We start from the raw sequence: 25,704 nt of genomic DNA, 5'->3' as shown, positions 1-25,704 counted from the left end.
GCGGAACCCAGCGTTCCCCGCCGATGGCCGCCGTCAATGAGACTTATGGCCGAATTCGGCTGGCAGCGATGGCAGCCCTCCGGTATCGTGCGCGGATGACTTCCCCCACTCCTGCCCCCCGCGGCGGCGTGGCGCGTGTGTGCCGTTACCTGTACCGCGTACCGCTGCTGTTGGTCCACATCACCGTGTTCCTGCCGCTGATCCTGATCGGCATGCTTCCGCCATGGGGCGAGCTGCGTGTGGGCGACGATACCTTCGGCGCCAAGGTGGTGAACTGGTGGCAGGGCGGGCTGATGTGGATCTTCGGCTTCCGCCTGTCGCGTGTCGGCCAGCCGCTGCCAGGCGCGGTGCTGTTCGTTGCCAACCATGTCAGCTGGGTCGACATCTCCATCCTGCACAGCCAGCGCATGATGGGCTTTGTCGCCAAGCGTGAGATCGCCAGCTGGCCGGTGGTGGGTTGGCTTGCCGCGCGCGGCCAGACCATTTTCCATCAGCGTGGCAACACCGAATCGCTCGGTGGGGTGATGCAGGTGATGGCCGACCGTCTGCGCGCCGGCAAGGCCGTGGGCGTATTCCCGGAAGGGCGTACCCGTGGTGGCCACGACGTTGGCCCGTTCCACGCGCGCATCTTCCAGGCGGCAGTCGAAACCAGCGTACCGGTGCAGCCGGTGGCGTTGGTCTATGGCGTGCGCGGCGATGCACAGACCATCGTGGCCTTCGGCCCGGGCGAGAGTTTCTTCGCCAATTTCCTGCGCCTGCTCGGTGAGCCGGCGCGGCATACCGAAGTGCATTTCCTGGAGCCGATCGGCACCCAGGACCTGGAAGGCCGTCGGCGCATCGCGGAGACCTCGCGCGCGCGCATCGTGGCGGCCATGAGCGGGGACTGAGGCCATGGTGGCCGTTTTTCCGCCACCGACCCTCGACGCTGATGCGCCGATGCTCACCGCGTCCGACTATCAGCCGCCGCGCTGGCTGCGCAATCCGCACCTGCAGTCGATGCTCAGTTCCAGCCGCATGCGCCTGCAGCGCGGTCTGCTGCTGCTGGCTGCAACCGGCGCGGTCAGCGAGGAGCTGATCCTCGATGGTGGCGAGGGTGTGCGTCTGCAGGGCTGGCACAGCCATGTCGAAGGGCGCGAACCACGCGGCATCGCCCTGCTGCTGCACGGCTGGGAAGGCAGCGCCGAATCCAGCTACATGCGCATGGCCGCTGCCCGCATGCTCGAGCAGGGGTTCGACGTGGTGCGGCTGAACTTCCGCGACCACGGCAACACCCATCATCTCAATCCCGGCATCTTCCACTCCAACCTCATCGACGAAGTGGTGCATGCCGCAGGCGATGTCGCCCAGCGCTGGCCCGATCTGCCGCTGGTTGCGGCCGGCTATTCGCTGGGTGGCAACTTCGTGCTGCGGCTGGCCCTGCGCGCGCCGGCCGCGGGCGTGCCGCTGCAGCACGTGGCCGCCGTCTGCCCGGTGCTGGACCCGGGGCTGACCATGGAGAACATCGAGAACGGCCCGGCGATGTACGACTGGTATTTCCGCCGCAAGTGGGCCGGCTCGCTGCGTCGCAAGCGCGATCTGTTCCCCGAACTGAGCGACTGCGACGACCGCGTGCTGAACATGGACATCCGTTCGCTGACCGCCTGGCTGGTCGAACGGCACACCACGTTTGGTTCGTTGCAGGCCTATTTCGATGGCTATTCCATCGCCGGCAACCGCCTGTCCACGCTGCAGGTACCTGCCGACATCCTGATGGCGCAGGACGATCCGGTGATCCCCTACGCGACCTTCCGCGATTGGCAGCTGCCGCAGCAGGCGCGGCTGGAAACCGCCTGCTGGGGCGGCCACTGTGGCTTCCTGGAAAACTGGCGCGGCGATGGTTTCTCCGAACGCTGGGTCGCACAGCGTCTGCGGCGGGTCCTGCCGGGCTGAACCGGCACCGGCGCGCGGCCCGCTACAATGCGGGTTTGACCTTGAACCGGACGGCCATGCAAGACCAGATCCTCCAAGCGTTGCGCCAGAACGATGCCGGCCAGGCCGTGCAGCTGGCCCAGGCGTGGACCCGTGACGAACCCGGCAAGGCCGAGGCCCACCGCTGGCTGGCGCTTGCGCTGCAGCAGCAGGGCCAGGCCGAGGCCGCAATGGAGGCGCTGCAGCAGGCGCTGCAGCTGGCGCCCGATGACGCGCAGCTGCACCTGCAGCACGCCGGCCTGCTGCTGGCACTGCGCCAGTTCGACGGCGCCGATGAAGCCCTGCTGCGCACCACCGGGCTGGACCCCAACGCCTTCCCCGCCTACCTGATGCAGGCGCACCTGGCGGTGGGCCGCAACGATTTCGACGAGGCCCAGCGGCTGTCGACCCTGGCATCGCGGCTGGAGCCGGACCATCCGGAACTGCTGACCATCGATGGCATGGTCGCGCTGCGTCGTGGCGACGCCGACCGCGCGCTGGCCCTGCTGTCGGCGGCCAGCCAGGCGCTGCCGGACGATACCCGCGTGCTGTACGCACTGGGCTTTGCCTATCTGGGCAAGGACATGCTGGCCTTCGCCGAGCAGGCGTTCCGTCGCGTGCTGGCGTTGAACCCGAAGATGTCCTCGCTGCACGGCATGGTGGTGCAGCTGGCATTGCGCCAGGGCAACGTCGAGGCCGCCGCCGAGGCAATGCAGCAGGCGCTGCAGCAGCCGGAGCTGGATGTACCGCCGATGCGCCGCCTGGCCGGCGAGCTGGCACTGCGCAGTGGCCAGCCGCTGCAGGCGCTGGAGCACCTGCTGCCGCTGCTGCAATCGCTGCAGGGTGAGCGCCAGGTGCTGCAGCTGCTGCTGATGTCCTGGCAGCGCCTGGGCCGCGAAGATGAAGCCCGTGCACGCCTGGATGAGGCTCTGGAAAGCAATGACCAGCTGCATGACCTGTGGCTGGCACGACTGGCCGTGGAAGACGTCGGCAGTGCCGGCGCCGTAGCCACCGTGGAGCGCTGGATGGCAGCGATGCCCGGCCACCTGCCGGCGCTGGAAGCGCGCATGCGCCTGCATGACATGGCCGGTGAACACGAGCAGGGCGAAGCCATCGCCGAGCGCATCATCACCCTGGAACCGGGCCGCGTCAGCGGTGAAAGCCGTCGTGTCGAGGGTCTGCTGCAGCGTGACCCGGCCGCCGCCGTGGAGCGCGTGCAGGCCTTGATCGCGCAGGCACCGGAGGGACACCGCGCCGACCTGCGGACCTGGCTGGGCGAAATCCAGGATCGCGCCGGGCAGCCGGAAGAAGCGCTGCGTACGTGGATGGCGCTGCAGACCGACCAGGCCTCGCAGCGGCTGCCGCTGCCGCCGCAGGCCAAGGCACCGCCGAGCTGGCCGGAGATGGCCAGCATCGACGAAGCGACGCGCGACAGCGGCTCGGCACCGATCTTCCTGTGGGGCGCCCCGGGCTCGGGCGTGGAGCGGGTGGCAACCGGCCTGGCCGCTGCCAGCCCGGTACTGCGCAGCGACCGTTACACCGCCAATCCACCCGACGATGCCTTCCAGAACTACAACACGCTGCAGGACCTGGCGTCGGGCGTGCTGAGCCCGGAACGCCTGGTCGAGCGTTGGCGCGAGAACCTGCCAGCCCGCGGTCTGGAAAGCGACACCGTGATCGACTGGCTGCTGTGGTGGGACAACGCGCTGTTGTGGGCATTGCGCCCGCAGCTGCCGCAGGGCCGCCTGCTGCTGGTGCTGCGCGACCCGCGCGACATGCTGCTGGACTGGGTCGCCTATGGTGCCGCTGCACCGCTGGCGATGACCTCGATGGCCGAAGCCGGCCAGTGGCTGGTGCGTTCGCTGACCCAGATCGCCGCACTGCACGAGGAGGATCTGTATCCGCACGTGCTGCTGCGCATCGACGAGATCGGCAACGATGCACATGCGATGGCCGACCTGCTGGGCCGCGTGTTCGGACGTCCGATGCCGCCGGCTGCACAGCTGGGCGCGCCGCGCCTGCCTGCCGGCCACTGGCGCAGGTATCGCGACGTGATGGGCGCCGCCTTCGCCCAGCTCACCCCGGTCGCGGTGCGATTGGGTTACCCGGAAGAGTGAGGAGCATCAGATGCAACTGAGCAGTCACAGCCTGGTCAACGCCGCGCCGATCGACCGTGAGTTCGCCGCCGGCGATGCCGACGGCTTCGCCCCCGACCGCAACCCGCACCTGGCCTGGAGCGGCGTGCCCGACGGCACCCGCTCGTTCCTGCTGGTATGCGTGGACCCGGACGTACCGACAGTGCCGGAGACGGTTGGCCGCGATGACATGAGCGTGCCGCGCGATCAGCCGCGCTGCGATTTCGTGCACTGGGTGATGGCCGACATCCCGGCCTCGGTGCAGGAGATCGCCGCGGGCAGCTGCAGCGATGGCTTCGTCGTGAAGGGCAAGACCGCGCCGGCCGGCCCGGCCGGCAGCCGCCAGGGCCTGAACGATTTCACCGGCTGGTTCGCCGGCAATCCGGACATGGCCGGTGACTACCTCGGCTACGACGGTCCGTACCCGCCGTTCAACGACGAGCGCGTGCATCGCTACTTCTTCCGCGTGTTCGCGCTGGACATCGCCTCGCTGCCGCTGCCCGAGCGCTTCACCGCCGCCGATGCGTTCCGAGCCATGCACGGCCACGTGCTGGCCGAAGCAGCGTTGCACGGCACCTACACATTGAACCCGGCGTTGGCCTGATACCAGGCTTCGGGTAGTGCCGGCCGCTGGCCGGCATCCGCTGTAGATGGCAGCCGGCCAGCGGCCGGCTTTGCCAGTCAACGAGGAAGGGCGGCCCAAGGCCGCCCTTTTCATTTCACCGGCAGCGGCGCGGGGGTGAATATCGCCGTGTCGCCATGCACGTTGCGCAGGACCAGGCTGCCGTTGTCGTCCAGTGCGAGCGTCGGGGCCGGCCGGCCATTGACCAGTGTGCTGGCACGCCGTTGCTGCTCGGCAACCTCGGCGCGTATGCAGCCAGCTGTGGTAACAACCCCGTTCTCCAGAATCAGCCGGTCGCCCTGCAGCTGATACTGGCTGCTTGCGTAGTTGCACAGGTTCAACTCGCTCATGTAGCCGGGTTGGAAGCGCAGGGTGTACGGCTCACGGCCCCTGACGAACAACGCGTCGATGCGCTTGCCCTGCGCGTCGGTGGCGCGCGCGAGTTGCCACAGATGGGCTTCAAGCTGGTCGGTGGTGGGTGTGCTGGCGGCGTATGCACTGCTGCCACTACCGATGGCCAGCAAGGCCAGTGCGAGCATGTACGTCCGTTTCATGTCGGTCTCCTTGATGCATATAGGTAGTGCCGGCCGCTGGCCGGCATATTCCGTATGTCGCCGGAGCTGTGTGCAGCAGCCGGCCAGCGGCCGGCTCTACCCACAACGAAGAAGGGCGACCTCGCGGCCGCCCTTCAAGAGCCAGCCGACTAACAGTCGGCTCTACATCACTTCTCGATGGCCGACTCGACCACCATGTCCAGCACGTACGCCTGCGACGGCGCATCGGCCGGCGGGTTCTTCACTTCGTAGCGCTTCACACGCACCACGTTGCGCACGCCGTCTTCGTGGGTGTAGCCCTCGATGCTGCCGTAGAAGTTCTCGAACGCGCCCGGCTCACCCTGCTTCAGGCCCTTGTCGTCGAACTTCACTTCGCGCACCTGCAGGCACTGGTAATCCGGGATCAGCGGGTGCGAGCACTTCTCGGTCTTCGCCGCCACTTCCAGGAACACGGTCTCGCCGGCGCCGCCATAACGGGTTTCAGCGGTCGGTTCCGGGTTGAACACCAGCACGTCGCCCTTGGCGGTGGTCAGGGTCAGCACGCCGTTGGCGTCCTGTTCGGCCTTCAGTTCGCCCTGCAGACGGCTGGAGACGGCTTCGTCCAGCGCCATCAGCGCCTTGTCGGTGCAGGCCATCATGGTCGAGGCCATCGCGCTCACGCTCAGCTTGCCGTCGGCCAGGGTGTAACCGCCGCCCATGCGGTTGCAGGTGTTGCTGACCGACAGGCGGCCATCAACGAAGTCCAGGGAGACCGGCTTGTCTTCGCGGGCGAACAGCGCATCGATGCGCTTGCCATCGGCCGCGGTGGCCTGCTGCAGCAGCCAGTGCTGGCTCTGCAGGCGCTGCGCATCCAGGTGTGCCAGCGCCTTCTGGTCGCCGGCCTTGGCCGCAGCCGGGGCCAGGTCGTCACCACCGGTACCGGCGGGGGCGGGGGTCTGGCTGCAGGCGGCCAGCAGGGCCAGCGGGAGGAGCAGGGTGAGCTTGCGGTTCATGGTGATTCTCCTTGGGGAACCGAGGGGGAAACGGATCGGGGCCGGCAACGGGGTTACCGTGCCCCGGCGCTGTTCAGCTGCCGGAGGGCAACCACAGCAGCAACGCAGCGCCCAGGGCGATGCGGTAAAAGGCGAAGGCCGTGAAGCGGTGCGACTTGATGTAGCCCATCAGCCACTTCACTACGACGAAGCCGGTGATGGCGGCGGCAACGAAGGCGACACCGACGTCGGTCCAGTTCTCGCTGGCCAGGTTTCCTTCCTTGGCCAGTTCCAGGAAGGTGTAGGCGCTGGCGGCGAACATGGTGGGGATGCCGACCAGGAACACGAACTCGGCGGCGGCCGCGCGGCGGCTCAGGCCCAGCAGCATGGCCAGGAAGATCGCCGAGGCCGAGCGCGAGGTACCCGGGAACACACCGGCCACCACCTGCGCCAGGCCGACACCGATGGCCACCGTCCAGGTCACCTGGTCACGGTCGGGCAGGCGCGCGGTATAGGCCTCCACCAGCAGCATCCAGATGCCACCGATGATCAGGGCCCAGGCCACCGGGCTGACGGTTTCCGGCAGCGACCAGCCGGCCTTGCGCACCACCAGGCCGACCACGGCGGTCACCAGGAAGGCCGCGCCGAGCTTGAACACGTACTCGCGGTTCTCGCGCTGGCCGAAGCCGGTGGCCAGCTGCAGCAGGCGCTGGCGGAACACCAGCACCACGGCCAGGATCGCACCGGCCTGGATGATGATGTTGAAGAAATCCGATCGCGCGCCCAGCCAGTGCTGGGCGATCAGCAGGTGGCCGGTGCTGGAGATCGGCAGGAATTCGGTCAAGCCTTCGAGGATGCCCAGCAGCAGGGCGGAGAGCAGATCGGACATGGACGGTGCGGGCGCTGGCGGCGGAAGAAGCTCGAAAGAATAGACGATCCATGCCGCACCAAACGGGTGCGTCCGGTGATCGACGCACCCGTTTGGTGCACCTGGTTCTGCACCCCGTTGGGGCAGCGGCTTTGAAATCAACGACTTGTGAAAGCCGAAAAGTTGGCACGGTCATTGCTGTACCTCAGCAGGCATTCATCCCCATCCGAGGTCGTACCGATGTCCGTGGAAACCGTAGAGAAGCTGATCAAGGACAACCAGATCGAGTTCGTCGATCTGCGCTTCGTCGACATGCGTGGTGTCGAACAGCACGTGACCTTCCCGGTCAGCATCGTCGAGCCGTCGCTGTTCGAAGAAGGCAAGATGTTCGATGGCAGCTCGATCGCCGGCTGGAAGGGCATCGCCGAATCGGACATGGTGCTGCTGCCGGATACCGCCAGCGCCTACGTCGACCCGTTCTACGCCGATCCGACCATCGTGATCAGCTGCGACATCCTCGATCCGGCCACCATGCAGCCGTATGGCCGTTGCCCGCGCGGCATCGCCAAGCGTGCCGAGTCCTACCTGAAGTCCTCGGGCATTGCCGAAACCGCGTTCTTCGGCCCGGAGCCGGAGTTCTTCATCTTCGATTCGGTGCGCTTCGCCAATGAAATGGGCCACACCTTCTTCCAGGTCGATTCGGAAGAAGCGGCGTGGAACAGCGGCGCAAAGTACGACGGCGCCAACAGCGGCTACCGTCCGGGCGTGAAGGGCGGTTACTTCCCGGTGCCGCCGACCGACACCCTGCATGACCTGCGTGCGGAGATGTGCAAGACCCTGGAACAGGTCGGCATCGAAGTGGAAGTGCAGCACCACGAAGTGGCCACCGCCGGCCAGTGCGAGATCGGCACCAAGTTCAGCACCCTGGTGCAGAAGGCCGACGAACTGCTGCGGATGAAGTACGTCATCAAGAACGTCGCCCACCGCAACGGCAAGACCGTCACCTTCATGCCCAAGCCGATCGTCGGCGACAACGGCAGCGGCATGCACGTGCACCAGTCGCTGTCCAAGGGCGGCACCAACCTGTTCTCCGGTGACGGCTACGGCGGCCTGAGCCAGATGGCGCTGTGGTACATCGGCGGCATCTTCAAGCACGCCAAGGCCATCAACGCCTTCGCCAACTCGGGTACCAACAGCTACAAGCGCCTGGTGCCGGGTTACGAAGCCCCGGTGATGCTGGCCTACTCGGCGCGCAACCGTTCGGCCTCGTGCCGCATTCCGTGGGTGTCCAACCCGAAGGCGCGTCGCATCGAAATGCGCTTCCCCGATCCGATCCAGTCGGGCTACCTGACCTTCACCGCGCTGATGATGGCCGGCCTGGACGGCATCAAGAACCAGATCGACCCGGGCGCACCGAGCGACAAGGATCTGTACGACCTGCCGCCGGAAGAAGAGAAGCTGATCCCGCAGGTCTGCTCCTCGCTGGACCAGGCCCTGGAAGCGCTGGACAAGGACCGTGAGTTCCTCAAGGCCGGTGGCGTGATGAGCGATGACTTCATCGACGGCTACATCGCGCTGAAGATGCAGGAAGTGACCAAGTTCCGCGCGGCGACCCACCCGCTGGAATACCAGTTGTACTACGCCAGCTGACCGGTTGCGATGGCGGTGGGTAACCCCTCCCACCCGCCGCCATCGCATCCGTCTTCGCGGCTGGGGAGCCGCGGTCAGATCGGGGTCGTTGCACGGGGTCGGATCCCTTTCATGCATGAAAGGGCTCTGACCCCACGCCAAGGACCCCCGATCCAGGGGCAAGAGAGAGACCGGATACGCGACATGGGCCGCCCTCCCTCCCGCGTCGGCCGTGCAAGGAGAGAGGCACGGCTGTCCCGGCCCGGTTCGTGTCCGGTGCAACAGCCACGGCCATCACCACGATGGCCCGTGGTTGCCTGATGCCATCGCGCGTTGGCGCGCTGGCCCCATCCACCATCGGGACATGCGCATGAAACTGATCTCCGCCATCATCCGACCGTTCAAGCTCGACGAGGTCCGCGAGGCCCTGTCCGATGCCGGCGTGTCGGGCATCACCGTGACCGAAGTGAAAGGCTTCGGCCGCCAGAAGGGCCACACCGAGCTGTATCGCGGTGCCGAGTACGTTGTCGACTTCCTGCCCAAGATCAAGATCGAAACCGTCGTCACCGACGAGCGTGCCGACGCCGTGATCGAAGCGATCCAGTCGTCTGCAGGCACCGGCAAGATCGGCGACGGCAAGATCTTCGTGACCGCTGTCGAGCAGGTCATCCGCATCCGCACCGGCGAAATCGGCGCTGACGCGCTGTAAACCCCCTTCCGGAGACTCCCCCATGAAGATGCGCCTTCTCATCGGGTGGCAAGCCCGGTTCCATCTGGTGTGCCTGCTGATGCTGCTCAGCGCGCTGGCCGCCGGTATCTGGCCCGGCAGTGCACATGCCCAGGCCCAGGTCACGCCGCTGCAGAGCGAGGCCGTGGCCGTCGAGCCCCTGCAGGACCCGACCGCCGTTGCGCCGGCTGCTGCCGAAGCGGTGGCTGCGCCCGCCTACGACCATGGCGACGTTGCCTGGATGCTCACCTCCACCCTGCTGGTGCTGTTGATGGTGGTGCCGGGCCTGGCCCTGTTCTACGGCGGCCTGGTGCGCTCGAAGAACGTGCTGTCGGTGCTCAGCCAGATCCTCGTGGTGTTCTCGCTGGTGCTGCTGCTGTGGGTGGCCTATGGCTACAGCGCAGTGTTCAGCGCCGGCAATCCGTTCTTCGGCTCATTCACCGAATTCGCCTTCCTCAAGGGCTTCACCCCGGAGTCTGTGGGCAACACGCCGATCAAGGGCCTGCCGGACTACCTGTTCGTCGCCTTCCAGTCGACCTTCGCCGGCATCACCACGGCGCTGATCGTCGGTGCCTTCGCCGAGCGCATCAAGTTCCGCGCGGTGCTGCTGTTCTCGGCGCTGTGGTTCACCCTCAGCTACATCCCGATGGCGCACATCGTCTGGGGTGGTGGTTACCTGGGTGAGATGGGCGCGATCGATTTCGCTGGTGGCACCGTGGTGCACATCAACGCCGGCGTGGCCGGTCTGGTGGCTGCATGGTTCGTCGGCAAGCGCCTGGGCTACGGGCAGACCGCACTGAAGCCGCACAACGTGCCGTTCACCTATATCGGCGCGATGCTGCTGTGGGTCGGCTGGTTCGGCTTCAATGCCGGTTCGGCCGCTGCCGCCGACACCGTCGCCTCGCTGGCCTTCCTCAACACTGTGCTGGCCACGGCCGCAGCGGTGCTGGGTTGGACGCTGGTTGAAGCCATCAGCAAAGGCAAGCCGTCGGCACTGGGCGCAGCCTCAGGTGCGGTGGCGGGTCTGGTCGGCATCACCCCGGCGTGCGGCACTGTTGGCCCGCTCGGCGCGATCGTCATCGGCCTGGTTGCTGGCGTGGTCTGCGTGTGGGGCGTGACCGGCCTCAAGCGCCTGCTGAAGGTGGACGACACCGCCGACGTGTTCGGTGTGCATGGCGTGGGCGGCATCGTCGGCGCAATCCTCACCGGTGTGTTCAGCGCGCAGTCGCTGGGCGGCACCAAGGCCGATCTGGATATCGGCCACCAGGTGTGGGTGCAGGTGGTCAGCGTCGGCCTCACCGTGGTCTGGTCGGCGGTGGTGACCGCAGCCATCCTGCTGCTGGTCAAGGTGGTGGTCGGCCTGCGGGTGACCGAGGAGGCCGAGCGTACCGGCCTGGATGTGACCTCGCACGGTGAATCGGCCTACGAGGCCTGATGCATCTACATGGTGGGTGCCGACCGTTGGTCGGCACTGCACCTGCTCTGGTAGGTGCCAAGCTTGCTTGGCACTGCTCCTGCTCCGGACTGCTCTGCCCTGGTGGATGCCGACCGTTGGTCGGCACGGTCGGTGGCCCAGCCACGCATGGCGTGGCTCTACTGCATCGTCCGCGCTTATCACGCACAATCAGGGCATGCACCCGATCCGCACTTCCCTGATGCTCTCGGCCTGCCTGCTGCTGGCCGCCTGCGCCTCCACGCCGCAGGAAATCCGCAACCCGCTTGCCACCTGGGTGCCGTCGCCGAACCAGAACGCGCGCACGCCGGTGATCATCGTCATCCACCACACCGAGCAGAAATCGGTGCAGCAGAGCCTGCACACGCTGCGTACCGCCAACAGTGGCGGGCGGGTCAGCGCGCACTATCTGATCGGCGCCGATGGCCATCGCTACCAGCTGGTGGCCGATGAGCGCCGCGCCTGGCACGCCGGCTCCGGGCGCTGGGGCACCATCACCGACCTCAACTCCGCGTCCATCGGCATCGAGCTGGACAATGACGGCCGTACGCCCTTCAGCCCCGCGCAGATCGAATCACTGATCGTGCTGCTGCGCGATCTCACTGAACGGCTGAACATCCCACCGCGGCAGGTGATCGGCCACGCCGACCTGGCGCCGACGCGCAAGGAAGATCCCAGTCGCTTCTTCCCGTGGCAGCAGCTGGCTGAAGCTGGTTTCGGCGTGTGGCCGCGCGCTGCCGACGGTGCTGCGCCGGAAGGCTTCGATGCATGGGCTGCGTTGGGGCGCTTCGGCTATCCACTCGACAACCGCGAAGCAGCGGTACGGGCGTTCCACCGCCGTTTCCGGGGTAGCGACACCCTGCCGAAAACACTCGACGCCGAAGACGCGCGCATCCTGCATTCGCTGTTGCTGCAGACGCCCTGAAAGCGGATCAGGTTCACCGAATCGAACGCTCACCCTGCGTTTTGCAAGCTGTCCGATTCAAACTGGATAGGTAAACCCCTAATGTCGCTCGGCCTTACCGGCGAGCAATATTCAATGACCTACACCAGAATCCAGGTGCTGCTGCACTGGTTCTCAGCCATCATCATTCTGTGGGCAACCCTCAGTGGCTTCTACGTGGCGTTGTTCGATGTCGCGGACGCTACCCGGCATGCCATCGGCTTCCTCAACGTCTCGCTGACCTTTACGCTGATTCCGTTCTTCGCCCTTCGCGTGCTGCTGGCAGTGCTGCGGGCAAGTGCAGTGCAACCGACGAGTACGGAGGGGTGGGCTGCCCGCCTTGCACACTTCGCGATCTATCTGACCACGATCGTGGTGCTGATAACCGGCGTGCTGATGATGGACAGGGACATCAACGTCTTCAACGTGCTGACCCTTCCACCGCCGCTCATCGACGTTCAGCTGACGTCGGCGTTCAACGCGGCCCACAAATACGCCTGCATGGTGCTTGCCGGCCTGCTTGTCCTGCACATCGCTGCGGTGATCAAGCACCATGCCTCGGGCAATCCGGTCCTGAAGCGGATGCGCTGGTAGCCGTCGGAATGCAAGCTCGCCGCAGCGCCCCGCATCCGTCGTCGCAGCTCCCTGAGGGGGCGGGCCGCAGGCTCAGTCCAGATTGAGTTCAGTGCGCAGTGCCGCGACATGCGCGCGGCCCACGGGCAGCTCCGTACCGTCGCTGAGTACGACCCAGTAACGACTGCCTGATGCGGCATGCAGGCTGCGGACATGCCGCAGGTTGACGACATGGGAGCGGTGGCAACGCACGAACTCCGGCGGCAGTAATGGCCCCAGGCCGGCAAGCGATTTGTCATGCAGTTCGCTACGTCCATCGCGCATGCGCAGCTCACTGTAGTCGCCGTCCGCTCGGATCCACTGCACGTCGGCCAGTTCGACCAGCGTAGTCCCCTGCGCACGCCAGATGCCGAGATAGCGGGCGCAGCCGGGCCGGTAGCGGCTTGCGTCGAGCAGCCGTTTCAGCGCCTGGGCGAGGCGCTCGCGTGAGAAGGGCTTGGGCACGAAGTCGAGCACGCCGTGCTCGAACGCCTGCAATGCGCGTTCGCGGTGTGCCGACACCACCACGCACTGGTAGCGCCCGGCAACAGCGCGGCGCAGCAGCTCGAAGCCATCGTCGCCGCCAAGGTTGAGGTCCAGCAGCAGGCCGTCATAGACGCTGCGCTGCAAGCGGTCGCCGGCCGCTTCCAGATCGGCCACTGCATCGAAACGCGCGCGTGCACCGGCCAACTCGCTGCACATGCGCAGCAGGCGCTGTCGCACCAGGGGTTCGTCCTCGACGATCAGGATGCGCATGTCAGCTCGATCCGGCCACACCAATGGTCACCGTCGATGCCCTGCACGAAGCTCCAGCCGGTGGGGCTGGCCGCCGCCAGGCTGGCCTCGATGTAACGTGTACCGGTGCCACGGCCGCGGTGCGGGGCCGAGCCTCGCGCACTGCGCAGTTCCAGTATCCAGCGCGCGTTGTCGCGCTGCACGTGCAGGCGGAAAGGGTGCAGTGCACAGGCAACAGCGCCGGCATGGGTCAGTGCATTTTCAACCTGTGCGTGCAGGATGCCTGGCGGCAGCGAAATCGCCGCATCCCCGCCATCGACCTCCAGCACCATGCGCCGGTCCAGGGCAAGGCCGACGATATCCAGGTGGCTGCGGCACAAGGCCAACTCATCCTGCAGGGGAATGCTCTGGCGGCTGCTGCTGTCGCGCAGGCGATCGAACTGATCGGCCAGCGACTCCACCAGGCGGCTGGCGCGCATCGGCGACTGCTCGATCAGTTCCTGCAGGCAGGTCAGCGTGTTCATCAGCCAGTGCGGCTGGATACCCCGTTGCAACAACTGCAACGAAAGCCGTGCGCGCTCTTCGCGCAGCCAGGCGTTGTGGCGGTCGAGCGCCTGCAACTGGGCAGCGTGGCGCAGCAGAAGGAACACCATCAGCACCGCCAGCAGCAGGAAGTAAGGGCCATCAAGGAAGGCGCCGCGTGCGACCAGCAGCGCCAGCAGGCCCGCAGACAGCAGCGCCAGGATCGGCCATCGGTCTTCCTGGTCGGCGGGCGCGCGCATCAGCACCCACGCCGAGGCGAGCAGGCTCAACAGCAGCACCGCCGCTGAGCGGGTGTCGAAGCCGGGCAGCGCGATGGCCGCTGCCATGATCAGCGCCAGATAGATGAAACAGCCAGCCCTCGGCACGGGAACCTCGAAGCGACGCGCGAGATATGCCGGTAGCAGCACTGCAGCGGCCACATGCAGGGCCAGCAGCGCGACCAGGCGAACACCATGCCAAGGATAGGTGTAGCCCAGCAATGATCGCCACGCCTCGACCGCGGGCAGCGCCAGCCCCACCACACCCAGTGCCAGCAGCAGGCGCGCGCCGGGCGTGCGTGTCTGCCCACGCAGTACCGCCAGGAAATACAGGCATGCGGCTGCCAGCGCACCGGTGGCGAAGGCCGCAATCAGCCATGGCAGGATGATCTGCCCGTACAGCACGGGGGCTGGCGCGATCAGCACCATCGCATCCGCGCCATGCAGGGCGAAACGCTGCTGCTGGCTGGATGCAAGCACCAGCAGTTCATCGGTGGCGTTGCCCGACGGCGGCGGTAGCACGCGCACGACGTCTACGCGCCCCGGCTTCTCTTCTTCCGGCGTGCGACCAACAGCGCCATTGCTGATCCATGGCATCCCGTTCCAGTACAGCTGGCTGGCAGCGCGCAACGACAGCCTCACTGTACGTCCATGATCGTCACCGCTTTCCGGCGCTGGCACCTGCCAGCGCAGCCAGTACGGGCCACGCCACTCCGCCAGCTGCTGCTGGTCCAGCGGCCGCCAAGCCAGGTGCTGCGGTGGGTGCGTTGGCAGACCGCCGGATACCCCGACATTCGCAGGTGCCATCTGTGCTCCCTGCACAACCCTCATTTCCGGTGGCGGCGTCGACACGATCAGCCACGCAGCCACGGCCGCAAGCAGTACAGCAAGGACAGCCAGGGTTCGTGGGATCTGCATGGCGGCCATCGTATCGGTTGCGTGGAGACATTGGACCGGCGTCTGGAGACGTTCGGCAGATGGACGCGTCCGCAGCGCTCCGCGGGAGCAGATGCTGGCGGCGCACATCCTTCCATCGGAGCCCAACATGACCCGCAGCGCCTCTACGTCTTCCGGCAGTTTCCAGGTTCGTCGCCCCGTCGTGGCCGTCGCCCTCGCCGCGCTCTGCCTGGCCCTCGCCGCCGCCATTCCCGCGCAGGCCGGTCCGGCGGCGCTGGCCTTCGAGCCCTACACGCTGCAGACCAAGGGCCATGGCGATATTGCTGCCGAGATCGCCACGCTGGAGGTGCCGCGACGGCACAGCGAGCCGGACGGTCCGCGCCTGCACCTGAAGGTGGTGCGCCTGCGCGCAACGGCCGGCAATGGCCGCGCCGCACCGGTGGTCTACCTGGCCGGTGGTCCGGGTGGTTCTGGAATCGATACCGCGCGTGGTCCACGCTGGCCGGTGTTCGACCAGGTGCGGCGCGAGACGGACGTGCTGCTGCTCGACCAGCGCGGCGCCGGCCAGTCCGAGCCGCCGCCGGAATGTCCGCATGAAACACGATTCGACGACGCCCAACCGCTGCAGCGCGATACGGCCCTGGCCGCAGTGCAGGCCACGGCGGCGAAGTGCGTAGCGTTCTGGCGTCAGGCCGGTGTCGATCTCGGCGCTTACACCACGGCAGAGAGTGCCGGTGACCTCGACGACCTGCGGCGCGCGCTGGACGTACCGAAGATCAGCCTGTGGGGCATGAGCTATGGCACCCATCTGGCCCTGGCCACGGTGCGCCTGCACGGTGCCGGTCTTGAGCGCGTGGTGCTGATGGGATCCGAAGGTCCCGACGACACGCTGAAGCTGCCGCTGAGCAGCGACGCGCTGCTGCAGGAGCTGGCGGTGCTTGCCCGCAAGGATGGCTTCGACGATCTCGCCGGATCGGTCACCCGCGTGCTGCAGGCGCTGCGTGAACAGCCGCGGCAGGGCCGCAGCCACATGCATGAGGGCCGCCAGGTCAGCATCGGCCTGTACGACGCGCAGATCGTCATCGCCAACATGCTGGGGCAACGCATCCCCCAGCAATGGCTGCCGTTGGTGCTGCGCGAGGCCGAGACGGGCAACTACGACCCGCTGGCAGATATGGTGCTGATCGGGCGCGCCCAGTTCGCGAAGTTCCCGGCCATGGGTCTGGCGATGGACATCGCCTCCGGGCAGAGCCCGCAGCGCCGGGCGCTGGCCGAAGCACAGGCCCGCCAGAGCCTGTTCGGCGACGGGCTGAACTTCCCGTTCCCGGCCATCGGCGATGGCCTCGGCCTGGCCGATCTGGGTGAGGGCTTCCGCGGCCCGCTGCACAGCGAGGTGCCGGTGCTGTTCATCAGCGGTACGCTGGATGGGCGTACGCCCCCGGCCAACGCCGAGGCACTGCGGCCGGGCTTCAGCAACGGCCACTCGCTGCTGGTGCGCAACGCAAGCCATCACAACGAGTTGTGGACAGGCAACCCGGCCATCGCCCGCAGCATCGTCGGCTTCCTCGCCGGTCGCGTCGTGCGCGATACCGTGCTGGACGTGCCGCCGCCGGTGTTCGCCACCCGCAGCAGTGAGTTGCTGGGCGGCAAGCGATAGGGTCCATCGTGTGGCGCAGGATGCGATCCCGGTCCTGCGCCACGCCCGATTGCACTACATTGGGGCAATGACTGACCTCATCGCCCCCTTCAACCGCACGTGCTGGAGCCTTCTTGCGCTTGCCGTGCTTGCTGGCTGTTCCACCACCGGCACCCGTCCCGAAGCCCCTGCCGCAGCAACGCCTGCCGCCACCTACGCCAAGGTCGACTGGAACACGTTGCCGGCCGTATCCGATGCCGACCTGCAGGCAGGCTTTGCCGCCTGGCGCAGCAGCTGCACCCGGCTGAAGAACGATGCGACCTGGGCCAGGCCCTGCGCGACCGCCAGCACCGTATCCGACAAGGACGCCGGCGCGATCCGCGCATTCCTGCAACGCGATCTCGATGTCTATTCCCTGCGCGCCGGTGGTCATCGCGCCGACGGCCTGATCACCGGCTATTACGAGCCCATCTACCCCGGCAGCCTCACCCGCACCGACAAGGCCACGGTGCCGGTCTATGGCACACCCGATGATCTGGTGGTGGTGCAGTTGGAGAGTCTCTACCCTGAATTGAAGGGCAAGCGCCTGCGCGGCCGCGTGGAGGGCAAGGTGCTGAAGCCCTACGACGATGCCGGCAGCATCGCCAGCAAGGGGGCCAAGGCGCCGGTGCTGGCCTGGCTGACCGATCCGATGGACCTGCAGCTGCTGCAGATCCAGGGCTCGGGCCGCGTGCGCCTGGCCGATGGCAGGCAGGTGCGGTTGGCCTATGCCGAACAGAACGGCCATCCCTATCGCGCGATCGGCCGCTGGCTGGTGGAGCAGGGCGAGCTGAAGAAGGAAGACGTCACCATGGACACGATCCGCGCGTGGGCGAAGGCACATCCGGCACGCGTACCGGAGCTGCTGCGCAGCAATCCCAGCTACGTGTTCTTCGTGCGCAGCGCGGACAGCCCGGAAGGTCCGCGTGGTTCATTGAACGTGCCGCTGACCGCCGGCTACAGCGTGGCAGTGGATCGCACCGTGGTACCGCTGGGCAGCCTGCTGTGGCTGTCGACCACGCGCCCGGATGGCACGCCGGTGGTGCGCCCGGTGGCCGCGCAGGATACCGGTGGCGCCATTGCCGGCGAGGTACGCGCCGATCTGTACTGGGGCAGCGGCGATGCCGCCGGCAAGCTGGCCGGCGACATGAAGCAGAAGGGCAATATCTGGATGCTGTGGCCGAAGGGCGTGGCGCTGCCGCAGTAGGTCAGCAGGGGTCAGATCCCCTTCCGCAGGAAAGGGATCTGACCCCATATGCCTGATAATGGCGCCCTTCCGATCTCTCCGGCCGCACCTGCGGCCAGGACAAATGCAATGAAATACGCAAAGAACAACGCAAAATCCAACACGAAGAAGTACTACAAGCACTGGGCCGAGTCGGGCCTGGGCAAGGGCAACGTGCTGATGGAAGCCCGTGGCGAGAAGATCGTGCGCCAGGTCGAAATCTACGGCACCAAGATGGTCTGGGCCGATGAGCATGCCCACAGCGATGATCGTTTCCTGCTGGCTGACCAGCCGGTGTCGTTCATGGATTTCGACGAAGACGACGAGATCAGCGCACGCGAGTTTGAGATCGCCTGGAAGAAGGCCCGGGAAGCCACCGGCTACCCCGTTTAAGGTCGAGGGGCCTGCAATCATCGGATGGCTGGCGAAATTGAAATGTTATAAAGTTTCATTTCCAGCCTCCCACCCCCTTCCCGATGAAGACTCCCACGCTGGTGGCCGCGCTCGCGGCCGCCCCGTTCGCCCCTGAAGCATTCGCCCAGTCTGCCGACGCCGCGCTCACCCTGGGCAAGGTCGATGTGCACCAGCACAGCGAGGGACAACTGAGCGCGCACCAGGTGCTGACCTCGGTGGACGTGCTGGGCGCGGACCAGATCGAAAGCCGCAACGTGTCACACAGCTGGGAACTGCTCGGGCAGATGCCCGGCATCCAGCTGACCGAAACCCGGCAGGGCGCAGAGTCGGGCAAGATCAGCTTCCGCGCCTTCAACGGCGAGGGCTACCTCAATGCCATCAAGACGCTGATCGACGGCATCCCCAGCAACGTCAACAGCGGCAACCAGCGTTTCATCGACATGCTGTTTCCGCTGGAAATCAGCTACATCGAAGTCGTGCGCGGTACCAACGACCCGCGCTACGGCCTGCACAACATCGGTGGCAACGTGAACTTCGGTACGCGCCAGGGCGGCACCTACACCGACGCGCGCCTGGCCTACGGCAGCTACAACACCCGCGATGCGCAGCTGGCAGTGGGTCGCGAAGCCAACGGCTTCGCGCAGAACTACTTCGTCGGCTCCCAGGCCAGCGACGGCTACCGCGACCACGACAGCTCGAAGAAGTACTCACTGGGCGGCAAGTGGTTCTTCGGTTCGCTGGAGGACGGGCTGCGCATCGGCTTGACCGCGCGCGCCTACCACCATGAGGCCGACGAACCCGGTTTCATGACAGCCGAAGAGCTGCACGCCGGCCGCCGCCGCAGCGACCTGCGCAACGCCAACGACGGCGATGACCGCGACATGCGCCAGTTCGCCGCGCACCTGGACATGAAGCTGACCGACGCGGTGACCTTCGGCACGCGGCTGTACTACAACCGCTATGAAGACGACCGCCGGGTGACTTTCAGCGATCTGCCCACCGGCAATCTGCCGCGCCAGCGCCGTGTGTGGGACGAGCGCCAGACCGGCCTGCTCGGCACGCTCACCTGGCAGGCCAGCCCCACGCTCACCGTGGAGGGCGGGCTGAACTACGAGCAGCAGGACAACGGCTACGTCCGCGAGCGCTACGCCTACGCCGAACCCACCGATTTCAGCCGTCCGCCGGCACGCGTGCAGAACAACGACCGCCACAGCTTCGACAACTGGGGCGCGTACGTGCAGGCGATCTACCAGCCCGCCGACGCATGGAAGATCGTGCCGGCCTACCGTGTGGACCGTTTCAGCGGCCACACCCGGCTGATGAACGGCACCACCGGCCGCCTGCAGGATTACGGCAGCATCGGCCAGCCCAAGCTGAGCGTCATCCACAGCCTGGGTGAGCACACCCACGTCTACGCCAACTGGGGGCGCACGTTCCAGGTGCTGACCGGTTCCACCGCGCCGGCTTACCTCACCCCGGGGCAGGCACCGATGCAGCCCTCCACCAACACGGGCATGGAGCTGGGCCTGAAATTCCAGCCCTTTGCCGGCAGCCAGGCCCGCTTGGCGGTATGGCAGCAGGATGCGGAAAACGAGGTGTCCAACATGCCGGCCACCGGCACCACGGTCACGCTGGGCAAGACCCGCCGCCGCGGTGTGGATGCGCAGATCAGCGCGCAGCTGGGAGACGCGTGGACCCTGTGGGCCTCGCATGCCTACCAGGAGGCCAAGATCACCCGCGACGACCGCGCCCCCGGCGTGTCCCTGCAGGGCCGCGAAGTGGCGGCCACGCCGCGCCACATCAGCAACCTCGGCCTGGACTACCAGGCCAGCGATGCCCTGCAGTTGGGTCTGCAGGCGCGCGCGCAGGGCGATTACTACCTGGAAGAGCGCAACGTCACTGGCAAGTTCGGTGGCTTCGCCGTGCTCGACCTCAGCGCCAGGTACCAGATCACCCCGGCCTGGAGCGTCGACCTGCAGCTGAAGAACGTCACCGGCCGTGAGTACACCTACGCGTGGTACGACAGCTTCTTCTGGGACAGCGCCCGACCGATGTTCTCGCCTGCCCCGGGCCGTGCGGTCTTCGTCGGCCTCAACATGAAGCTGTAACCGCAACGCCGGTAGCGGTCGAGCTTGCTCGACCCGCGCGGACTCACGCCACCGCGTTGTACGGTTCGATGCGGGCCAGCACGTCGGCCAGTCTCTCCTTGGTCATCGCAGCATCGAAATCGGCCTGCAGGCCGATCCAGAACTTGTCGGACACACCGAAGTAGCGGGACAGGCGCAGCCCGGTATCCGCCGTCACGGCACGATGGCCAGTGACGATCTCGCCGATCCGGCGCTGTGACACGCCGATCGCCTTGGCCAGGCGGTACCGGGTGATGCCCAGGGGCTCCAGGAATTCGTGCATCAGGATCTCGCCGGGAGCGGGGTAGGGAACGGTTCGCATGGAGTGGCCTGCCCGAAAGAATGACGTTGCGGGCAGTGTGGCAACGGCACGACGCTGCGGGAATCGCCATCCGCGACCGGCTTCGACGCATTTGGTCCGAGGGGTCAGATCCCTTTCCGACCGGAAAGGGCGCTGACCCCGTGCCCCTGTTTTGCACTACATTGGTGCAATGTCCGACCCCGCGCCCCCGCCGTCCCTCGATGCCCTCGGCACGCCGCTGGCCTGGGCCGGGCCCGATGGCCGCATCGCCGGCTGCAACCCGGCTTTCGCGCGCTGGCTGGGCGTCAGCGGCCGGCGCCTGCTCGGCCAGCCGTTGGCCGCGCTGGAAGTGCAGGGCGAGGCGCTGGCCCATTTCCTGGCCCGCGACGAGCGCGACAGCCTGCGCCTGAACCGGCTGGCGCTGGCCTTGCCCGGTGAGGGCGCGCGCTTTGCCGAAGGCTGGATGAGCCGCCGCGACGATGGCGGCTGGCTGCTGGAGGCGCATCCGGTCGATGAGTTTCCCGGACTCGACCCGACCCAGGCCCTGCCCAGCGCGCTCAGTGCGGCGCTGAAGGGTCTGGCGCATGAGCTGCGCAATCCGCTGGCCGGGTTGAAGGGCGCCGCACAGCTGCTGGCCCGCCGCGCGGCCCAGCGCGACGCCAGCGAACGCGAGCTGATCGATCTGATCGGCTCGGAGATCGAGCGGCTCAATGGCCTGCTGGAGCAACTGCTGTCACCGGCGCCGGCCGCGCCGCATGCGCCGCTGAACATCCACGCCGCGTTGGAGCGCGTGCTGCGTCTGGCCGAGAACGAAGCCGGCTGGGCGGTGCGCCTGCAGCGCGACTACGACCCCAGCATCCCCGAATTCGACGGCGACGCCGACCGCCTCACCCAGGCGGTATGGAACCTGGTGCGCAATGCCATCCAGGCCGGCGCCGGCAACATCACCCTGCGCACCCGCGTTGAACACGGGGTGCGCATCGCCGAACAGCTGCACACCCTGGCATTGCGCCTGGAAATCGCCGACGACGGCCGTGGCGTGCCCGAAGAACTGGCCGAACACCTGTTCCTGCCGTTGGTCAGTGGTCGTGCCGAAGGCACTGGCCTGGGCCTGGCGCTGGCCCAGCAGGTCGCGCGCGAGCATCGCGGCACGCTGACCTACCGGTCACGTCCGGGCCATACCGTATTCACCCTGCTGCTGCCGATCGGCAACGGCACTGCCACCGCCGAGGAGGCCCCGCGCGATGTCTGAGTCTTCCTCGTCCGCGCCGTGCATCTGGGTCGTCGACGATGACCGCGCCGTGCGCTTCGTACTGTGCACCGCGCTGCGCGAGGCCGGCTACCAGGTGGTCGACTTCGACAGCGCCGCACCCGCATTGAAAGCGCTGGCCGAAAGCCCGCCGCCTGCGCTGCTGTTCACCGACGTACGCATGCCCGGCGACGATGGCCTGGTGCTCCTGGACAAGCTGAAGGCCGCGCTGCCGCAGTTGCCGGTGGTGGTGATGTCGGCCTACACCGATGTCGCCAGTACCGCCGGTGCGTTCCGCGGCGGTGCGCACGAGTTCCTGTCCAAACCGTTCGACCTGGACGATGCGGTGGCGCTGGCCCAGCGCGTGCTGCCTGCAGTGGCGCCGGCCATGGCCGCGCCCACTCCTGCCGCAGACGCACCCAGCGACCAGCCGCCGCAGCTGGTGGGCGACACGCCACCGATGCGCGCGCTGTTCCGCGCCATCGGCCGCCTCGCGCAGGCGCCGCTGGCGGTGCTGATCATCGGCGAGACCGGCACCGGCAAGGAACTGGTGGCCAATGCGCTGCACCGCGAATCACCACGTGCGCAGCATCCGTTCGTCGCACTGAACACCGCCGCGATTCCCGCCGAACTGCTGGAAAGCGAGCTGTTCGGCCACGAAGCGGGTGCGTTCACCGGCGCGCAGCGGCGCCACATCGGCCGCTTCGAGCAGGCCAACGGCGGCACCCTGTTCCTCGATGAAATCGGCGACATGCCGTTGCCGCTGCAGACGCGCCTGTTGCGTGTGCTCGCGCAGGGCGAATTCTTCCGCGTGGGTGGACGCGAACTGATCCGCGTCGATGTACGCGTGGTCGCCGCCACCCATCAGGATCTGGAAGGCCTGGTCGCGCAGGGAAAATTCCGTGCCGACCTGCTGCATCGCCTCGACGTGGTGCGTCTGCAGCTGCCGCCGCTGCGCGAGCGCCGCGAGGACATCGCGCAGCTGGCCACCACCTTCCTGGCCGCGGCCGCACGCAAGCTCGATACGCCGCCCAAGCGCTTGACCGCAGCCGCATTGCAGGCGCTGCGCGAGCACGACTGGCCGGGCAACGTCCGCGAACTGGAAAACGTGTGCTGGCGCATGGCTGCACTGGCTGCTGCAGACACGATTGGCGTGGCCGATGTCGATACCGCGCTCAACCGCACCCGCAGCCGGCGCAGCAGCACGGCCGCTGGTGATCCGGGCCAATGGGAAGCGCTGCTGTCCGAATGGGCACGCCGGCAGCTGGCCGAAGGCACCGAGGGCCTGCACGCACAGGTACGCGAACGGGTCGACCACGCCCTGCTGGAGGCCGCGCTGCAGATCACCCACGGCCGTCGCGCCGAAGCCGCCGCGCGTCTGGGCCTCGGCCGCAATACGCTTACCCGCAAGCTGGGCGCCGGTCGCCGCCGCGGTGGCCATTGAACGGTGCCTGCACGCGATCCTCGCACCCGCTTGCCGAACTGTTGATCCTCCATGGACGATGCCGTCCGTAGTGTTACCTGCAAGGAGTCCTCGATGCGTTTGTCCTTCGCCCTTCTGCCCTTGTCCGCCGCCGTGCTCCTGTCCGCTTGTGGCAGCGCGCCGAAGAAGCCGCAGCCCACACCGCCTCCGGCAACGGTGGTCAGCACCGCCAAGCAGGCCGAAGCCAACCTGGCGCCTGCCTCGGCCAGCATCGTCAGTGGCCGCCTGGCGTTGATGGTGGAACCGGGCGGCGTGCACCTCACCGGTCTGGTGGGAGGCCTGCAGCCGATGCAGCAGGCCGGTTTCCACATCCACGAGCGCGGCGACTGCAGCGCGGTGGATGCCAGCAGCGCCGGCAACCACTTCAATCCTGCCGGTGTCGCGCACGGTCGTGCCGGCAGCGGCAAGCACCACCTGGGCGACATCGACAACCTGCAGGCCGATGCGCAGGGTCGTGCCAACATCGATGTGCATCTGAAGGGCGTTACTCTGGGTGGAGGCGCCGCCACGGATATCGCCGGACGTGCACTGGTGGTGCATGCCAGGGCCGACGACTATCGCAGCCAGCCCGCCGGCAATGCCGGCGTCCGCATCGCCTGCGGCGTGATCCGGGTAACCCGCTGATCACGCCCCCGGCATTTTCCAAGGAGAGTTTCCATGCGTCTGATCCACACTTCGCTGTTCGCCGCCATCGCTGCACTGGGCCTGGCCGCCTGCAACCAGCAACCGGCCGCACCGGCCGCCGAAGCCCCGGCCACCACCCCGGCCGAAGGTTCGGCAGCACCGGCCGATCCGGCCACTGCACCGGCTACCGCAGCGGCCCCGGCAGCCAATACCTCGGCCACTGCCGAGCTGGCACCGACCCAGGGCAATGAAACCAAGGGTTCGATCACCTTCAAGCTGGTCGACGGCAAGGTTCACGCGTCCGGCCAGATCACCGGCCTGAAGCCGGGCAGCGAGCACGGCTTCCACATCCACGAGAAGGGTGACTGCAGCGCGCCGGACGGCATGAGCGCCGGCGGCCACTTCAACCCGGGCAAGCAGGACCACGGCAACGTGGCCACCGACCCGCACCACGGTGGCGACATGCCCAACATCAAGGCCGACGACAAGGGCGTAGCCACCATCGACAGCCCGGTGTCGAGCAACGTCAACATCGGCAAGGGTGATGATTTCGACATCATCGGCCGCGGTCTGATCGTCCACGCCGACGCGGACGACTACAAGACCCAGCCGACCGGCAACGCCGGTGCGCGACTGGCGTGCGCGGTGATCAGCAAGGCCCCGTAAGAAATGAAAAAACGCCGGCGCAAGCCGGCGTTTTTCTTTGCACTGCTTCCTGTAGAGCCGAGCCCACGCTCGGCTGCTCTTCCGGGGCCCTGAGCCGAACATGGGCTCTGCTCTACAACACGTCGCGGCCACCGTTTCCTATCAGCGCGCCAGCAGTTCGCGCGCGTCCTGCCCAGCTTCGCAATGCACGAACAGCACCGGCACACCGTGCGCTTCCAGCACTGCGGCCATCTGCCGCTGGCGCATCAGGAACTGCTCGTAGATGCCCTGCAGGCGTTCGCAGTCACCCTTGCCGTGGTTGTAATGCGCGCACCAGCCGGCCGGATCGAACAGCGCCATGCGCGCTTCACCCTGCGTATAGCGCAGCAACGGCTCGGGCGCGTCACTCAGCCACTCGTCCTGGCCCGGAGCCATGATCGCGGTTTCAATCAGCGGCCACAGCGCGGCCAGACCCTGGTTGTCGTACTGCATCGACATCATCGCGGCCAGGTCGTTCACGGTGAAATAGCGTGCGTGCTCGACGCGTGCACCGAACGTGTTCTGTGCCATCAGCGCGGTGTCGGCATGGGCCATGCCATTGGCCAGCAGCACCTCTTCCAGTGCATCGGCCACGGCCGCCGTGGTTGCCACGTCACTGCCGGTCAGCAGGAACGGCACCACCCGCAGGCCACCGCCTACCAGGGTGGCGTCGGCCTGGAATGGCAGCGGTACATCACCGCTGGCATCGGCGCCGAAGGCCAGCACGCGCGGGCCCTGGTTGCGGCCGGGCGCGCGCATCTGCAGTTCTTCCAGGCGGCGATGGATCGGCCAGCCCGGGCGAAGCACTTCGGCCGGATCGAAATGGGCGGCGGCGAACACCAGGTCCAGCTCGGCCACCTGTGGCACCAGCTTGGACAGGTCGCGGCCGACGCGTTCGGCCAGTTCACCGGCCTGTTCAGCGCTGAGCACCGCCTGGCGGGGGATTTCGCCGCCGGCCAGTTCCAGGGCCAGCACGCCAAGGGCATTCATCGCAGGGTCGGGTTTGCTCATGGTTCCACGGTTGGCCCAT

Annotated in this window: 24 protein-coding genes; 17 read left to right on the top strand and 7 right to left on the bottom strand. The window is 67.2% G+C overall.

Annotated features, from left to right (window positions below; all coding sequences use genetic code 11):
* The first annotated feature begins 95 nt into the window (after positions 1–95).
* From H3005_RS14960 to H3005_RS14945, 4 genes are read left to right on the top strand one after another with little or no spacing between them, the layout of a single operon-like run.
* Entirely contained in the window at positions 96–887 is a 792-nt protein-coding gene (locus tag H3005_RS14960; protein WP_089241724.1) for a lysophospholipid acyltransferase family protein, read from the top strand.
* 7 nt (positions 888–894) lie between these two features.
* Positions 895–1,929, top strand: a complete 1,035-nt coding sequence (locus H3005_RS14955) for an alpha/beta fold hydrolase (protein ID WP_100554514.1) — start codon at positions 895–897, stop codon at positions 1,927–1,929.
* Positions 1,930–1,985: 56 nt separating this feature from the next.
* Entirely contained in the window at positions 1,986–4,064 is a 2,079-nt protein-coding gene (locus tag H3005_RS14950) for a tetratricopeptide repeat protein (RefSeq protein ID WP_100554348.1), read from the top strand.
* A 10-nt stretch (positions 4,065–4,074) separates the two neighbouring features.
* Positions 4,075–4,686, top strand: coding sequence for a YbhB/YbcL family Raf kinase inhibitor-like protein (locus H3005_RS14945; protein ID WP_100554349.1), 612 nt, complete (start codon positions 4,075–4,077; stop codon positions 4,684–4,686).
* Between the two features lie 110 nt (positions 4,687–4,796).
* Here H3005_RS14945 and H3005_RS14940 read toward each other — a convergent pair whose 3' ends face one another.
* The 3 genes from H3005_RS14940 to H3005_RS14930 form a co-directional block, all read right to left on the bottom strand.
* Positions 4,797–5,258 (bottom strand): META domain-containing protein, encoded by a 462-nt coding sequence (locus tag H3005_RS14940; protein WP_100554350.1) that lies wholly within the window; start codon positions 5,256–5,258, stop codon positions 4,797–4,799.
* Positions 5,259–5,425: 167 nt separating this feature from the next.
* Entirely contained in the window at positions 5,426–6,250 is an 825-nt protein-coding gene (locus H3005_RS14935; protein WP_191078493.1) for an META and DUF4377 domain-containing protein, read from the bottom strand.
* Positions 6,251–6,323: 73 nt separating this feature from the next.
* Positions 6,324–7,118 (bottom strand): undecaprenyl-diphosphate phosphatase, encoded by a 795-nt coding sequence (locus H3005_RS14930; RefSeq protein WP_100554352.1) that lies wholly within the window; start codon positions 7,116–7,118, stop codon positions 6,324–6,326.
* 219 nt (positions 7,119–7,337) lie between these two features.
* Here H3005_RS14930 and glnA point away from each other — a divergent pair, with 219 nt between their 5' ends.
* From glnA to H3005_RS14905, 5 genes are all read left to right on the top strand, one after another.
* On the top strand, positions 7,338–8,747 hold the full coding sequence (gene glnA, locus H3005_RS14925) for a type I glutamate--ammonia ligase (protein ID WP_089241713.1): 1,410 nt from the start codon (positions 7,338–7,340) through the stop codon (positions 8,745–8,747).
* 349 nt (positions 8,748–9,096) lie between these two features.
* Positions 9,097–9,435: a P-II family nitrogen regulator gene (locus H3005_RS14920; protein ID WP_004134334.1), complete on the top strand. Its 339-nt coding sequence runs from the start codon at positions 9,097–9,099 to the stop codon at positions 9,433–9,435.
* Between the two features lie 22 nt (positions 9,436–9,457).
* The gene (gene amt / locus H3005_RS14915; protein WP_191078492.1) at positions 9,458–10,888 is read left to right on the top strand and encodes an ammonium transporter; all 1,431 of its coding nucleotides are present in this window, start codon (positions 9,458–9,460) and stop codon (positions 10,886–10,888) included.
* 196 nt (positions 10,889–11,084) lie between these two features.
* Positions 11,085–11,831 carry an N-acetylmuramoyl-L-alanine amidase gene (locus tag H3005_RS14910; protein ID WP_100554354.1) on the top strand — a complete coding sequence of 249 codons (747 nt, stop codon included), beginning with the start codon at positions 11,085–11,087 and terminating at the stop codon, positions 11,829–11,831.
* 81 nt (positions 11,832–11,912) lie between these two features.
* Positions 11,913–12,443 carry a cytochrome b/b6 domain-containing protein gene (locus H3005_RS14905; RefSeq protein WP_207764223.1) on the top strand — a complete coding sequence of 177 codons (531 nt, stop codon included), beginning with the start codon at positions 11,913–11,915 and terminating at the stop codon, positions 12,441–12,443.
* 72 nt (positions 12,444–12,515) lie between these two features.
* On the opposite strand, the gene H3005_RS14900 is transcribed toward H3005_RS14905, so the two are convergent.
* The gene (locus tag H3005_RS14900) at positions 12,516–13,217 is read right to left on the bottom strand and encodes a LytTR family DNA-binding domain-containing protein (protein ID WP_100554356.1); all 702 of its coding nucleotides are present in this window, start codon (positions 13,215–13,217) and stop codon (positions 12,516–12,518) included.
* Positions 13,205–14,914: a sensor histidine kinase gene (locus H3005_RS14895; RefSeq protein WP_100554515.1), complete on the bottom strand. Its 1,710-nt coding sequence runs from the start codon at positions 14,912–14,914 to the stop codon at positions 13,205–13,207. Before H3005_RS14895 ends, H3005_RS14900 begins: the two co-directional genes overlap by 13 nt.
* Before the next feature lie 127 nt (positions 14,915–15,041).
* Here H3005_RS14895 and H3005_RS14890 point away from each other — a divergent pair, with 127 nt between their 5' ends.
* From H3005_RS14890 to H3005_RS14875, 4 genes are all read left to right on the top strand, one after another.
* The gene (locus tag H3005_RS14890) at positions 15,042–16,550 is read left to right on the top strand and encodes an alpha/beta hydrolase (protein WP_100554516.1); all 1,509 of its coding nucleotides are present in this window, start codon (positions 15,042–15,044) and stop codon (positions 16,548–16,550) included.
* A gap of 67 nt (positions 16,551–16,617) precedes the next feature.
* Positions 16,618–17,775, top strand: a complete 1,158-nt coding sequence (locus tag H3005_RS14885) for an MltA domain-containing protein (protein WP_100554357.1) — start codon at positions 16,618–16,620, stop codon at positions 17,773–17,775.
* Positions 17,776–17,883: 108 nt separating this feature from the next.
* The gene (locus H3005_RS14880; protein WP_089241703.1) at positions 17,884–18,186 is read left to right on the top strand and encodes a hypothetical protein; all 303 of its coding nucleotides are present in this window, start codon (positions 17,884–17,886) and stop codon (positions 18,184–18,186) included.
* An 83-nt stretch (positions 18,187–18,269) separates the two neighbouring features.
* The gene (locus tag H3005_RS14875; RefSeq protein WP_191078491.1) at positions 18,270–20,315 is read left to right on the top strand and encodes a TonB-dependent receptor; all 2,046 of its coding nucleotides are present in this window, start codon (positions 18,270–18,272) and stop codon (positions 20,313–20,315) included.
* 43 nt (positions 20,316–20,358) lie between these two features.
* Here the strand turns inward: H3005_RS14875 and H3005_RS14870 are convergent, their stop codons facing one another.
* Entirely contained in the window at positions 20,359–20,655 is a 297-nt protein-coding gene (locus H3005_RS14870; RefSeq protein WP_100554359.1) for a HigA family addiction module antitoxin, read from the bottom strand.
* Positions 20,656–20,824: 169 nt separating this feature from the next.
* Between H3005_RS14870 and H3005_RS14865 the strand changes: the two genes are divergently transcribed.
* The 4 genes from H3005_RS14865 (at position 20,825) to H3005_RS14850 (ending at position 24,656) form a co-directional block, all read left to right on the top strand.
* Entirely contained in the window at positions 20,825–21,886 is a 1,062-nt protein-coding gene (locus H3005_RS14865; RefSeq protein ID WP_100554517.1) for an ATP-binding protein, read from the top strand.
* Positions 21,879–23,327, top strand: a complete 1,449-nt coding sequence (ntrC, locus tag H3005_RS14860; RefSeq protein WP_100554360.1) for a nitrogen regulation protein NR(I) — start codon at positions 21,879–21,881, stop codon at positions 23,325–23,327. The genes H3005_RS14865 and ntrC overlap by 8 nt, the downstream gene beginning before the upstream one ends.
* A gap of 93 nt (positions 23,328–23,420) precedes the next feature.
* A complete protein-coding gene (locus H3005_RS14855) occupies positions 23,421–23,990 on the top strand; it encodes a superoxide dismutase family protein (RefSeq protein ID WP_100554361.1) in 570 nt (189 codons plus the stop codon).
* A gap of 33 nt (positions 23,991–24,023) precedes the next feature.
* Positions 24,024–24,656: a superoxide dismutase family protein gene (locus H3005_RS14850; protein ID WP_100554362.1), complete on the top strand. Its 633-nt coding sequence runs from the start codon at positions 24,024–24,026 to the stop codon at positions 24,654–24,656.
* A gap of 141 nt (positions 24,657–24,797) precedes the next feature.
* Here the strand turns inward: H3005_RS14850 and H3005_RS14845 are convergent, their stop codons facing one another.
* Positions 24,798–25,685 (bottom strand): hypothetical protein, encoded by an 888-nt coding sequence (locus tag H3005_RS14845; RefSeq protein WP_100554363.1) that lies wholly within the window; start codon positions 25,683–25,685, stop codon positions 24,798–24,800.
* Positions 25,686–25,704 lie beyond the last annotated feature (19 nt).

Origin of the sequence: Stenotrophomonas sp. Br8 (assembly GCF_014763005.1) — a bacterium.
GTDB classification, from domain to species: domain Bacteria; phylum Pseudomonadota; class Gammaproteobacteria; order Xanthomonadales; family Xanthomonadaceae; genus Stenotrophomonas; species Stenotrophomonas lactitubi.
Note: the sequence above shows the minus strand (reverse complement) of the source record. Positions and strands in the feature narration are given on the sequence as shown.